Here is an 11,603-nt window from a genome sequence, read left to right as displayed (position 1 = left end):
ACAAATTGGCCTCACGCTCGCTCAATGCCGATCCTGTCGATCCGCCACGTCACCCGCTACCGCTACCGCAATCCTGTGGCGCTGGGCGAGCATCGGATGATGCTGCGGCCGCGCGAGAGCTATGATCAGCGCATCCTGTCCTGCGACCTGATCATCTCGCCGACCCCTGAGCGCCTGCGCTCCGTGCATGATGTATTCGGCAACTGCGTCGGCGTGGCGGGCTTCACCGGCCGCACCGATGAACTGATCTTCGACAGCCGCGTCCGCCTCGACCACACCCCCCTGCCGGCTTTCGCCGACGTCGAGGGGGAGGTGGAGGTCTATACCGGAGCCATGCCCTTCGACTACAGCCCCGAGGACCTGCCGGACCTCGAGCTCTCGATGCAGCGGCACTATCCGGACCCCGAGGGCCTGATCGACGCCTGGGCCCGGCGGTTCGTGAAGCCGGTGGGCAAGACCAGCCTGCAGACCCTGCTCAGCGACATGACCCAGGCCATCTATGCCGAGTTCAAGTACGGAACCCGGACCGATCGGGGCGTGCAGAATCCCCTGGAGACCCTGGCCCTGCGCAGCGGCGCCTGCCGCGACTACGCGGTCCTGATGATGGAGGCCGCCCGCAGCCTCGGCCTCGCGGCCCGTTTCGTCTCTGGCTACATCTACAGCCCGATGGTGGGGGCGGGGCTGGGCCGCGCCAGCGCCGGCCACACCCACGCCTGGGTGCGGGTCTATCTGCCGGCCTGCGGCTGGGTGGAGTTCGATCCCACCAACGGCATCGTCGGCAACGCCGATCTGGTGCGCGTCGCCATAGCCCGCGACCCGCGCCAGGCCGTGCCGCTGCACGGAAGCTGGTCAGGTCTGTCGGCCGACTACCTCGGCATGGAGGTGGAGGTTGATGTTCGCGATGAAGGCGAGCTCGATGTGCAACCTATGCCGGCCCGAGCCATTGGCGGAGGCGGATAGCTGTAGACCAGGGACCTGATGCGCATTCAAACGGGCTTCGAGATTATCTACGACTGCCCGGCGCCGGTTCCGATGCTGCTGATGCTGAGCGTTCACCCCAGCCGCCGGCACGACCTGGAAACCCCCGACTGGCTGCGCACGGATCCGATGCTGGAGGTGCGCCAGTACCTGGACGGCTGGGGTAACATCTGCAGCCGCATCCTGGCGCCGGCCGGCCGCCTGACGCTGTCGGCCGACTTCATCATCGCCGACGACGGCAAGCCCGACGTGATCTCCCCCTTCGCGACCCAGGCCCTGGTGCAGGACCTGCCCGAGGAGGTGCTGATCTTCCTGCTCGGCAGCCGCTACTGCGAGACCGACCGGCTCAGCGACATCGCCTGGTCGATGTTCCAGCAGACCGAGCCGGGCTGGCCGCGCGTCCAGGCCATTGTCGACTGGGTGCATAACCACATCCAGTTCGGCTACGAGCACGCCCGGCCGACCATGACCGCCTTCGAGGCCTATTGCGAAGGCCGGGGCGTCTGCCGCGACTACGCGCACCTCGCCGTCGCCTTCTGCCGCTGTATGAACATCCCGGCGCGGTACTGCACGGGCTATCTGGGCGACATCGGCGTGCCCATCGTCGGCGAGATGGATTTCAGCGCCTGGTTCGAGGTCTATCTGGGCGGCCAGTGGCACGCCTTCGACGCCCGCAATAACCGGCCGCGCATCGGTCGGGTGCTGATCGCCCGTGGGCGTGACGCCACCGACGTGGCCATCGCCAACACCTTCGGGACGGCCATCCTCAGCGGCTTCAAGGTGGTGAGCTACGACCTGCCGGACGCCGCCCAAACTTGACCGGATGAGGCGCGACGTCATATTGTAGATATGTATCTACATTTGGGGTGAGGCATGGTGATCACCACGCTCTCCAGTCGAGAGTTCAATCAGGACGCCAGTGGCGCGAAGAAGGCCGCGCGCCGCGGGCCGGTCTTCATCACCGATCGTGGGCGGCCCGCACATGTGCTGCTGACGATCGAAGACTATGAGGCGCTCTCCGGGCGCCAACTGAGCCTTGCCGAAGCCTTGGCCCAGACCACCGACTTCGATTTCGAAGCCCCAAGGCTGGGCGATCTGGGGCTGCGACCCGCCGACCTGGACTGATGTTCCTCCTGGACACCAATGCTTTGTCGGAGTTGCGGCGGCCGGAGCGCGCCGACCCGAGGCTTCTAGCCTGGGCGGCCGATACCCCGGCATCGATCCTCTTCCTCTCGGCGATCACCTTGCTGGAGATTGAGATGGGCGCCCTGCGCATCGCGCGGCGGGACGCCCGCCAAGGCGCCGTGTTGAGGACTTGGATAGACAGCCAGGTTCTCCCCACCTTCGCAGACAGGGTGTTGCCCGTGGACACCGCCGTCGCGCTTCGGTGTGCGACCCTGCATGTGCCTGATCTCCGGTCGGAGCGTGACGCCCTGATCGGCGCGACGGCCCTGGTTCACGGCATGACGGTGGTGACCCGAAATCAGGCCGACTTCATCCCGATGGGGGTGGCGCTGCTCAACCCCTGGGGCTGATCAAGCACCAGGCCTAGCCGCCGAAGGATCTTGATCCGCCGCCGAAGCCGCCGCGAGAGATGATCGAGCTGCGGCTCTGGACGCGAGTGGGGGCGTTGGCCCGGGGCGCGTCGAAGCTATCGGAATTCACCCGCGTGCGGCCGGTCAGATAGTCACGCGACACCGGATAGCCGGAACCGCCCGTATAGCCGCCGTCGCGATCGCGATACATCGGCGCGCCGCGGTAGCCGCCGAGGTTGTTCATGGCCTGGCCGATGATGAAGCCGGTGAGCAGGGGCGTGAAGAAGCTGCCGCCCCCCTGGCCGGAGCGGGGCACGCACTGGTCGACGCCGTAGCGTTCCTCGCAGCTCTGCTGATCGCCGAACTTGGGCGCGTTCTCAGCGCTGTCCTTCTGGGCCTGGGACAGGGCTGTGGAGCATTGCTCGGCGGTGAAGCTGCCTGAGGCCGTGCAGTCCTGGAGCGAAGTGAAGCTCGAGGCCTCGACATTTCGTCCCGAGCTGGCGGCCGGGGGATCGCCCCACTGGGTGGCTGCCGGCGGGGAGTCGCAGGCGGAGATGGACAGGGCCGAGCCGGCCATCAGGCTGGTGAGGGTGACGGCGCTGGAGCGCTTGCGCGGGCGGGGGGCGGACATCGGCGGCTCAGGAGGTCATGCAGGCGGCGTTGAGCATGCCGACCGCCAGGGAAATACTGGCCAGATAGACCCCGGCCGCGACCTCGCCGCGCTCGATGCGTGCGCTGACATCCTTCATCACGATCATCCGGATGAGGGTGAACGCCGCGATCTGGATGACGCCGGCGAGGGCCGCCCAGGCGCAGAACTCGATCAGGCTGATGGTGTGGGAGAGCGCCGAGGCCAGCGGAATGACATAGCCCAGGAGTGCGCCGCCCAGCGCGATGGCCGCAGAGGTGTTGCCCTCCCGGATCAGCTTGGCCTCGTGGTAGGGCGTGGCCCACTGGTAGATGACCTTGAAGGCCACGGTGAACAGGCCGGCGGCGATGAAGGCCACCAGGAAGGCCACGGCGCTGGCGGCGAAGCCATAGAGGTCGAACATCTCAGCAGTGCTCCGTAAGGTCAGGCCTTGAACTCGCCGACCTCGAGAGGGACGCCGAGCATGACCTCGAACGACACCTCGCCGTCCTCAGTCTCCATCTCGATGGCTAGCAGAAGCTCACGCGCGTCGCCCGGCAATTCTCGCGAAAACAGCATGCAGGTCTGGAAGATCCGACGGTCGGCGACCCCGTCCCGGTCGTCGTGCAGGTCTTCCCAGAAGGTCACCGGGTCCTGGCTCTCGGCCTCGTCGCCGAACCAGAAGCGGGTGTAGTCGGGCAGGCCCGAGGCGGTGAAGGTCCTGGCCCGCAGGCGGCTGGCCCAGGCGTCGCGGTCGGCGCGGCCGCCCGGATAGGCGCTTTCCCAGGGCACGAAGACGGTGATGTCGTTGACCCTCTGGCCCTCGCGGTCGTCGGAGACGGCCTGAAACATGGCGTGGTCGTCGGTGTAGAACCGGTGCACGAAGCCGCCGTCCTTGAGGTCCACCAGGCCCTGGGCGGTGATCTCCAGGGTGTCGCGGTCGAGGGGGAACTTGCGTTCGTCGCCCAGCCTGCGCCAGGCCAGGGTGTCGAGCCAGACGGTGCGGCCCAGGGTGACATTGCGGATCGCGGGCAGGGCGGACGCTGGCGCGGCCTCCTTGCGACCGAAGAGCTTGCTGAACATGACGCTGACCACGTGGGAGACCTTAAGCCTCTATCTAGGACAGCCGGCGGCGACGCAAAAGGGTGTAACGCGCCCTCGACGGCTGGCGCTCGGCCCCCCATCTTGTATGAACCCGTCACCACCAAAGGATCGCCTGATGACGCAGACCGCCTGGACTGTTCGCTCCCTGAAGACCGCCCTCGACGGCGCGGCCGGGGAGGGGGAAGCCCTCGCCGCCCGTGTGGTGGAAGGCGCCGACCCCGTCCTGCTGGTGACCATGCGGGACGCCGGCGACCTGGAGATCTTCGTCAGCGTCAGCGACCAGCAGATCGCCGCCTCGGTGCTGCTTTGGCCGGTGGACGAACAGGCCGACCGCCACGCCTTCAACGAATTCCTGCTCAAGGCCCAGAAACTGGTGCCGCTGTCGAACTTCGGGATCACCACGGTGGCCGACCGGGACTTCTATGAGCTGTTCGGCGAACTGGCCACGACGTCGTCTATCGAAGACATCCTGATCGAGCTGAGGGCCCTGGCCGAGAACGCCATCGAGGCGGCCTCGGACCTGCGCTCCTCCTTCACCCCCGCCGCCTAACCTAGCCTCTGGAGCCCTTCCGATGACCATCTGGCGCAAGCTATTCACCCTGGGCCGCGCGGGCGCGCATGACGCCGCGGCCGGCGTCGTCGACGCCAACGCCATCAAGATCCTGGATCAGGAAATCCGCGACGCCGACACCGCCCAGGGCAAGGCCCGGGACGACATGGCGACCCTGGTCGCCCGTCGGCGCATCCTGGAGAAGGAGGTGGTCAGCTTCCGCGAGCAGGCCATCAAGTACGAGAACTCGGCCCGCGCCGCCGTCGCCAAGGGCGACATGGACCTGGCCCGCCAGGTGGCCCAGCGGATCGCCGACCTGGAGCAGCAGGTGGCTCAGAAGGAGCCGCAGATCGCCGACATGCGCGGCGCCGAGGAGCAGCTGCACACCGCCATCGCCGCCACCGATCGCCGGATCGAGACCCTGCGGCGCGAGGTGGAGGTGGTGAAGGTCAACGAGTCCGTGCAGCGCGCCCAGGCCTCTGTGGCCGCCCGCGGCGCGGGCGCCGGCTCGTCCCTGGGTTCGGCGGCCGACAGCCTGGCCCGCATCAAGGAACGCCAGGCCGTCCGGGGCGAACGCATCAAGGCCGCCGGCGAGCTGGAGGACATGCGCACCGGCGCCGACCTGGACGAGAAGCTGCGGCTGGCGGGCATCGGACCCGGTCAATCCTCGGCCGACGACGTCCTGGCCCGTCTGTCCGCGCCGGCGCCCGTCCTGCAGATCGAGCAGAAGAGCGCCGCCAAGTCCGGTGACGACCAGGGGTGAGACGCCTCACCCTGGAGCCCCGCCCCGACTGGCGAGAGAAGGCCGACGCGGTGGGGTTCGTCTACCACCACACCGAGGGCCAGGCCTATTGGGACGAGAGCGCGGCCTATGCCTTCACCCTGGCGGAGGTCGAGGACGACCTTGAGCCGGCTGCGGCCGAGCTGCACGAGCTGTGTCTCGACCTGGTGGACGAGGTCTCGCGCAGTGACGAGCTGATGGCCCGCCTGGCGATCCCCGCCGAACACCGGGACTTCGTCGCCGCCTCCTGGCGCGCCAAGGAGCCGTCCCTCTATGGCCGCTTCGACTTCGGCTATGATGGAACCGCCAAGCCCAAGCTCTACGAGTATAACGCCGACACCCCCACCAGCGTGTTCGAGGCGGCCACCTTCCAGTGGCTGTGGCTGGAGGAGCTGCTCGCCTCAGGCGCGCTGCCCCCGGGCACGGACCAATTCAACAGCCTGTTCGAAGCCCTGCGCGACCGGTTCGCGACCCTGTTTCCCAGCGGCGGGTTCGTGCACTTCGCCAGCGACGCCGAGTCGATCGAGGATCGGCAGACGGTTCGGTTCTTCGAGGACCTGGCGAGCCAGGCGGGACTGGATCCGAAGTTCGTCGCCATGCTCGACATCGGGGTGAACGCCGAGGGACAGTTCGCCGACCGCGAGGGCCTGCTGCTGCAGGCGGCGTTCAAGCTGTATCCCTGGGAACATATGCTGCGCGAGCCGTACGCCGCGCACCTGGCGACCGCCAAGGTCGGCTGGCTGGAGCCGCCGTGGAAGGCGATCCTGTCCAACAAGGGGATCCTACCGCTGCTCTGGGAACGCCACCCTGGCCACCCCAACCTGCTGGAGGCCTATTTCGAGGGCGACGCCGGCGCGGCCAACCTGGGACCCCGTCATGTGCGCAAGCCGCTATTTTCCCGCGAGGGGGCCAATGTCGAGGTCATTGGCGGCGACGAGCCGGTGCTGGACCAGGGCTATGGGGCGGAGGGCGCGATCCTGCAGGCCTATCACCCGCCGCCGGACTTCGACGGCAAGCGGCCGGTGATCGGGGCCTGGGTGGTGGGCGCCGAGCCCGCCGGGATCGGTATCCGCGAGGACGACAGCGTGGTGACCAAGAACCTCGCCCGTTTCGTGCCCCACATCATCCAGGCCTGAGGCTCAGAGGCCCAGGACCAGCTGCTGGCGCGGCAGGCGGACCACGAGGCCAACCAGGTCCTCGGTGAGCCGGATCTGGCAGGCCAGCCGCGACCCGGCGTCGACGTCGCCGGCGAAGTCCAGCATGGACTCCTCCATGGCCGAGGGCTGGCCCGCGCGGGCCAGCCAGGCCGGATCGACATGGACGTGGCAGGTGACGCAGCAGCAATTGCCGCCACAGAGCCCGTCGATGCCGGGGACCTTGCCCCGCCGCGCCAGGCTCATCAGCGACCACCCCAGGCGCAGGGGGAGGCGGTAGGCCTCGCCCTGGTGGGTGATGAAGGTGACGCCGTCGGCGATCGCGGGGATCAGACCACCAGAACCCAGGCCACCATGAAGGCCACGGCGCCCAGGGTGGTCCAGAGCAGCATGTTGACCAGCATGCGGATCATGCCGCGCTCATGTTCGTCCACGACGCCAAGCGCATCACAGACCGCGTTGGCTGGCAGCATCAGGAGATGGAACATGGTCGGTCCTTCCATAGGGCGGGCGCGGCGCCGGGGGTCATGAGTTCGCGCCGGTGAGTGACGGCAACTCGCCGCGGCTGGCGGCGATCCCGTACTGCAGGCTCTGGGCGATCATCTCCGACCTGACGACGAAGAGGGCTGCGGCCGGGGGCGGACACAGCCGCTCGGCGCTCTGGCGGAACAGATGCAGCCAGCGGGCGAAGTGGGTCGGCGAGATCTCCGCGATCTTGGTGTGGGCGACCATGGGCGAGCCCCGGAATCGGCCCGTCATCAGCATCACCGACGACCAGAAATCGCAGAGCTTGGCCAGGTGGGCGTCCCAGTCGTCGCCGATGATCCGGTTGAACATCGGACCGAGGGTCGGGTCGGTCCGGACGGTGGCGTAGAAGTCATGGACCAAGTCGCGGATCATCGCTTCGGTCACGCCCACGGGCGCGCCGGGGCCGAGGTGGGCCGGAGGGGCCGAGGTGGCGGGGAAGCTCATGGCGGGGTTCTATGCGGTTGCGATTTGAAGATGTATTTACAATATTAGTTTAAGTCTGGCTAGGCCCTGCGCGGATCGGCCGCGCGCGCCACCGGGCAGGAGCGGCCGTGTTCATCACCATCGAACCGACGCCCAATCCGGACGCCGTCAAGTTCTCGCCCCCGGCTGGCGCCGGGGGCGGGGAGGGGCTCCAGGCGCTGGAAAGCGTCCTGACCGCCGCGCTCATGGCGCTGCCCGGTGTCGGTGGGGTCTTTGTCGCGCCAGGCTTCGTGACAGTGACCCGGACCCAGGGGCGGCCCTGGACTCGGCTGGGCGCGAAGGTCGCAGCGGCCCTCAGCGCCGTCCTGGAGCGGCAGGTCCCCGCCTCGCCGCCGGGCGTCGCGCCGGCCGCTGCGGCGGCGACCTCCTGCGACACCGACCTGGAGGCCGAGATTCTTGGCGTTCTGGAGCGGCATGTGCGGCCGGGCGTGGCGCGCGACGGTGGAGACATCGTGTTCGATCGGTTCGACGCTCAGAAGGGCGTCCTGTGGATTCACATGCGTGGCGCCTGCGGCGGTTGCCCGTCGGCACGCCTGACCCTGAAGGGCGGTGTGGAGCGGATCGTTCAGTACTATGTGCCCGAGGTGACCCGGGTGGAGGAGGTGGCCGCCGAACCGTCGGCGGCGGTCTCGGTCGGCGAGCGCTTGAAGGCCTGGGCGGCCCGCCTCGACGGCCGCCCGGGACCGCCGGCGCGCACGGCCTTCAGCCACCAGGGCCGGCCGATCACGCCCAAAGGCGCCTAGAGGTCGGAGGACTCGGCGGGCGGGCCTCGGGCCAGCAGGGCCTGCAGGGCGCCCTGGTTCTCCACCAGGTCGGCCAGGCTGTAGCCGTCCAGGACCTGCAGGAAGGCGGCGCGCGCCTCGTGCAGGGCGCGGCGGAGCTTGCAGGCCGGCGTGATGACGCAGGCGCCGTTCACCGGATCGAAGCACGGGACGAGGGCCATGTCCGGCTCGGTGCGGCGGACCACTTCCCCCAGGTTGATGTCCTCAGGCGCCCGTCCCAGCCGCAGGCCGCCGTTCTTGCCTCTCACCGTCTCGATGTAACCCGCCAGGCCGAGGTCATAGGCCACCTTCATGAGGTGGTTCTTGGAGATTCCGTAGCTGGCGGCGATCTGGGCAATGGTGGGCAGGCGCTCGCGGGGCAGGGCCACATACATCAGAACCCGCAGCGAGAAGTCGGTGTAGACGGTCAGTCGCATGGTCGATGCGCCCTCGTTCTCACCGGCCTATGCCCATGGTGAGACCGCCGCCGAGGCCTCCAAGCTCAACCGCTGCTCCCCAACAGTCGTCACAGTGGCAACCGCCGACAAGAACTGGCGGGCCGGACACCCGCCACGCCAAGCCCCAGCATCGGCAGGTGAGACCAAGGTCCTTGGCCGGCTTGGGCGCCATTTTGCGTCTTCCACTTCCATCGGGGGTTCAGGGTCCGCCGTCATTGCGTCAGCTGGCGGGTCGTGTCCAAGACATTCCAGGTGCTCCGTGGCCCGCGGTCGGGTGTTGCGCCGCGGGGATGACCGCAGTCGAGGGGAAGCGGGTGCTCGTACGATTGTACGGGACGGGACCGAGGCGGCGCTCCAGGTGACATCGGGGCATATGTTCATGTCGACTCACCTCTATCGCCTTGATCCGTCCCATCCCGACCTAGATCCGCAACCCGCAAGGTGACCGAAGTCGCACCGACGGGGGCGCACCGCTCAATTCGTGGCGTCCCGCCGCAGGTTCATTGCGCCGAGGGCTGGACCGCGCTCCGCATCGTTGCATAGGCCTCCAGGGCGCGCTGGCGGGCGAAGGCATGTTCGACGATGGGCTTGGGATAGGTCGTCCCCAATCTTACCCCCGATCCAGCCAGGAGCGGGGCCGGCGCCGTCCACGGCGCGTGGATGACCTTGGCGGGCAGGCGGGCGAGCTCCGGGACCCAGCGGCGGATGTAGTCCCCAGGAGGATCGAACTTCTCGCTCTGCAGCATGGGGTTGAAGATGCGGAAATAGGGCGAGGCGTCGGCGCCGGACCCCGCCACCCATTGCCAGTTGCCCGCGTTCGACGCGTGATCGGCGTCCACCAGCGTGTCCCAGAACCATTGCTCGCCCAGCCGCCAGTCGATCAGCAGGTGCTTGGTGAGGAAGGAGGCCACGATCATGCGGACGCGATTGTGCATCCAGCCGGTGGTCCAGAGCTGGCGCATACCGGCGTCGACGATGGGATAGCCGGTGGCGCCGCGTTTCCAGGCCTCCAGGCCTTCGGGATCGTCGCGCCAGGGAAAGGCGTCGAACTTGCGGTCGAAGTTGGTGGTGGCCAGGTCCGCGCCCCGGACGATGGCGGCGTTGAACTCGCGCCAGCCGAGCTCGGCCAGGAACTTCTCCGCCTCGCCATCGCTGGCCTTGCCGTGGTGGGCGGCGGCCAGGGCGGCGCGCCAGCAGGCCTTGGGGCTGATCTCGCCGAAGTGCAGGTGGGGAGAGAGGCGCGACGTGCCTTCGACGGCGGGGCGGTCGCGGTCGGTGGAGTAGGTTCTCAGGGCCTGATCGGTGAAGGTTTCCAGCGCCGCGTCGGCGCCGGCCTCGCCAGGCTCCCAGTTCTTGAACCCCGTCGACCAATCGGGCGCCCTGGGGTGCAGCCGCCAATCGGCGAGCCGGTCGGAGATGGGCCAGGTGACGGGGGCGGACAGGGTGTCTGGCGCGGCGACCTGCCCGCTGTCGTTGACCGCCTGTCGCGCCGTGCGCCAGAACGGCGTGAAGACGCTGAACGCGCCGCCGGCCTTGGTCTTCACCTCATCCAGCTTGACCAGGTGGCCGCCATTGAAGCGGCGGGGCTCGACGTCCAGCGCCATGAGGACCGCGGCCAGGGCCTTGTCGCGCTCGGGGTAACCGGGATCGAAGAGGGCGTTCCAGTGCACGGTCGCCGCCCCGGTCTCGCGGGCCAGCTGCGCGACGATGTGAGCGGCGACGCCGCGGCGCAGGATCAGGCGCGAGCCCATGGCGTCCAGTCCCGCGCCAAGCGAGGCCAGGGACTTGTCCAGCCACCAGAGCGAGGCCGCGCCGGGCGCGCGCAGACCCGGCGTCTTGTCCAGCACATAGAGGGGGATCACCGCGCCACCGGCGCGCGCCGCCGCCTCCAGCGCCGGGTTGTCGGCCAGGCGCAGGTCCCGGCGGAACCAAACGATGGTGGGTGCGGGCATGAGAAGAACTCGTCGAGGAACGGGTAGAGGTCGAGGCGGGCGTCATCCAGTTCGGCGAGGCGGGTCCGCAGCAGACGTACGGCGCCGGCCTGCGGATGGTTGCGTCCCGCTCGCGAGCCTTCTGCGTCGCTCATCTTCCGGCGGCGCGGAATGCGCGGTGATTGCGCCGGTGCGCAAGTCGTGTCCAAGACAATCCATGACTCCGACCCGCCCATGGGACTTGGCGCGGTGGATGGCTAAGGCATAGGGGTGACGCGGTGCTCGCACGCATACATTGGATCGGAACCTGGGCGGCGCTTCTGCTGGCCGTCGGCCACATCTTCATGACAACCCGCATGTATGCAGACCTGAGTGTCCCTGCGCTGTGGTTCGCGGGCACAGGGCTGGGGGTGTTTGCCGTGGGTCTACTCAACCTGCTGGCCCTTCGGACGCCAACTGGACTTGGTCGGGGTCTCGCGCTGGCGTCAAACGTGATGACGACGGTCCTGATGGCCTTGCTCTACTGGCTGCACCCGGCGGGACAGGTGCTGTTTGGCCTTGTTCTCTTCGCGCTCCTGACCCTCTGCGCCCTCGCCGGCTTGGCGGGCGCAAGGTCCGGGGCCGAAGCCGGCGCCTAGCGCGGCCCGATCTGACGGCTTCGTCTTCATCATCGGACCGATGGGGACTTGGCGGCGTAGGGTGGAGCTTCAGC

General features: G+C 68.4%; 17 protein-coding genes. 9 read left to right on the top strand and 8 right to left on the bottom strand.

Annotation, left to right across the window (positions count from 1 at the left end; translation table 11 throughout):
- Positions 1-24 precede the first annotated feature (24 nt).
- From Q7J39_RS15135 to Q7J39_RS15120, 4 genes are read left to right on the top strand one after another with little or no spacing between them, the layout of a single operon-like run.
- Positions 25-960, top strand: coding sequence for a transglutaminase family protein (locus tag Q7J39_RS15135; protein WP_304826787.1), 936 nt, complete (start codon positions 25-27; stop codon positions 958-960).
- A gap of 18 nt (positions 961-978) precedes the next feature.
- Complete coding sequence (locus Q7J39_RS15130) at positions 979-1,797, top strand: transglutaminase family protein (RefSeq protein WP_304826785.1); 819 nt, start codon at positions 979-981, stop codon at positions 1,795-1,797.
- A 54-nt stretch (positions 1,798-1,851) separates the two neighbouring features.
- Positions 1,852-2,103, top strand: a complete 252-nt coding sequence (locus Q7J39_RS15125; protein ID WP_304826782.1) for a type II toxin-antitoxin system Phd/YefM family antitoxin — start codon at positions 1,852-1,854, stop codon at positions 2,101-2,103.
- Positions 2,103-2,513: a type II toxin-antitoxin system VapC family toxin gene (locus Q7J39_RS15120; RefSeq protein WP_304826779.1), complete on the top strand. Its 411-nt coding sequence runs from the start codon at positions 2,103-2,105 to the stop codon at positions 2,511-2,513. The genes Q7J39_RS15125 and Q7J39_RS15120 overlap by 1 nt, the downstream gene beginning before the upstream one ends.
- Positions 2,514-2,526: 13 nt before the next feature.
- Here the strand turns inward: Q7J39_RS15120 and Q7J39_RS15115 are convergent, their stop codons facing one another.
- From Q7J39_RS15115 to Q7J39_RS15105, 3 genes are read right to left on the bottom strand one after another with little or no spacing between them, the layout of a single operon-like run.
- Positions 2,527-3,144, bottom strand: coding sequence for a DUF1190 domain-containing protein (locus Q7J39_RS15115; RefSeq protein ID WP_304826776.1), 618 nt, complete (start codon positions 3,142-3,144; stop codon positions 2,527-2,529).
- Positions 3,145-3,151: 7 nt separating this feature from the next.
- The gene (locus tag Q7J39_RS15110; protein WP_304826773.1) at positions 3,152-3,565 is read right to left on the bottom strand and encodes a DUF350 domain-containing protein; all 414 of its coding nucleotides are present in this window, start codon (positions 3,563-3,565) and stop codon (positions 3,152-3,154) included.
- Positions 3,566-3,585: 20 nt separating this feature from the next.
- Entirely contained in the window at positions 3,586-4,224 is a 639-nt protein-coding gene (locus tag Q7J39_RS15105; RefSeq protein WP_304826770.1) for a DUF2491 family protein, read from the bottom strand.
- A 136-nt stretch (positions 4,225-4,360) separates the two neighbouring features.
- On the opposite strand from Q7J39_RS15105, the gene Q7J39_RS15100 reads away from it, so the two are divergent.
- Genes Q7J39_RS15100 through Q7J39_RS15090 form a run of 3 tightly spaced genes read left to right on the top strand, consistent with a single transcriptional unit; the run spans position 4,361 to position 6,712 of the window.
- Positions 4,361-4,795: a YjfI family protein gene (locus Q7J39_RS15100; protein ID WP_304826766.1), complete on the top strand. Its 435-nt coding sequence runs from the start codon at positions 4,361-4,363 to the stop codon at positions 4,793-4,795.
- Positions 4,796-4,817: 22 nt separating this feature from the next.
- Positions 4,818-5,558: a PspA/IM30 family protein gene (locus tag Q7J39_RS15095; protein WP_304826763.1), complete on the top strand. Its 741-nt coding sequence runs from the start codon at positions 4,818-4,820 to the stop codon at positions 5,556-5,558.
- Positions 5,555-6,712 (top strand): glutathionylspermidine synthase family protein, encoded by a 1,158-nt coding sequence (locus Q7J39_RS15090; RefSeq protein WP_304826760.1) that lies wholly within the window; start codon positions 5,555-5,557, stop codon positions 6,710-6,712. Before Q7J39_RS15095 ends, Q7J39_RS15090 begins: the two co-directional genes overlap by 4 nt.
- Before the next feature lie 3 nt (positions 6,713-6,715).
- Here the strand turns inward: Q7J39_RS15090 and Q7J39_RS15085 are convergent, their stop codons facing one another.
- From Q7J39_RS15085 to Q7J39_RS15075, 3 genes are read right to left on the bottom strand one after another with little or no spacing between them, the layout of a single operon-like run.
- Entirely contained in the window at positions 6,716-7,030 is a 315-nt protein-coding gene (locus Q7J39_RS15085; RefSeq protein WP_304827161.1) for a 2Fe-2S iron-sulfur cluster-binding protein, read from the bottom strand.
- A gap of 29 nt (positions 7,031-7,059) precedes the next feature.
- Positions 7,060-7,218, bottom strand: a complete 159-nt coding sequence (locus Q7J39_RS15080) for a hypothetical protein (protein ID WP_304826757.1) — start codon at positions 7,216-7,218, stop codon at positions 7,060-7,062.
- 37 nt (positions 7,219-7,255) lie between these two features.
- A complete protein-coding gene (locus Q7J39_RS15075) occupies positions 7,256-7,702 on the bottom strand; it encodes a group III truncated hemoglobin (RefSeq protein WP_304826754.1) in 447 nt (148 codons plus the stop codon).
- Positions 7,703-7,809: 107 nt separating this feature from the next.
- Between Q7J39_RS15075 and Q7J39_RS15070 the strand changes: the two genes are divergently transcribed.
- The gene (locus Q7J39_RS15070; protein WP_304826751.1) at positions 7,810-8,484 is read left to right on the top strand and encodes a NifU family protein; all 675 of its coding nucleotides are present in this window, start codon (positions 7,810-7,812) and stop codon (positions 8,482-8,484) included.
- Here the strand turns inward: Q7J39_RS15070 and Q7J39_RS15065 are convergent.
- Positions 8,481-8,939 carry an Rrf2 family transcriptional regulator gene (locus tag Q7J39_RS15065; RefSeq protein ID WP_304826747.1) on the bottom strand — a complete coding sequence of 153 codons (459 nt, stop codon included), beginning with the start codon at positions 8,937-8,939 and terminating at the stop codon, positions 8,481-8,483. The two genes, Q7J39_RS15070 and Q7J39_RS15065, sit on opposite strands and share 4 nt — an antisense overlap.
- A 521-nt stretch (positions 8,940-9,460) precedes the next feature.
- Positions 9,461-10,912, bottom strand: a complete 1,452-nt coding sequence (locus Q7J39_RS15060; RefSeq protein ID WP_304826744.1) for a deoxyribodipyrimidine photo-lyase — start codon at positions 10,910-10,912, stop codon at positions 9,461-9,463.
- Positions 10,913-11,385: 473 nt separating this feature from the next.
- On the opposite strand from Q7J39_RS15060, the gene Q7J39_RS15055 reads away from it, so the two are divergent.
- Positions 11,386-11,529, top strand: coding sequence for a hypothetical protein (locus Q7J39_RS15055; protein WP_304826741.1), 144 nt, complete (start codon positions 11,386-11,388; stop codon positions 11,527-11,529).
- Positions 11,530-11,603 lie beyond the last annotated feature (74 nt).

Source organism: Phenylobacterium sp. (assembly GCF_030651185.1).
Classification (GTDB): domain Bacteria; phylum Pseudomonadota; class Alphaproteobacteria; order Caulobacterales; family Caulobacteraceae; genus Phenylobacterium.
Note: the sequence above shows the minus strand (reverse complement) of the source record. Positions and strands in the feature narration are given on the sequence as shown.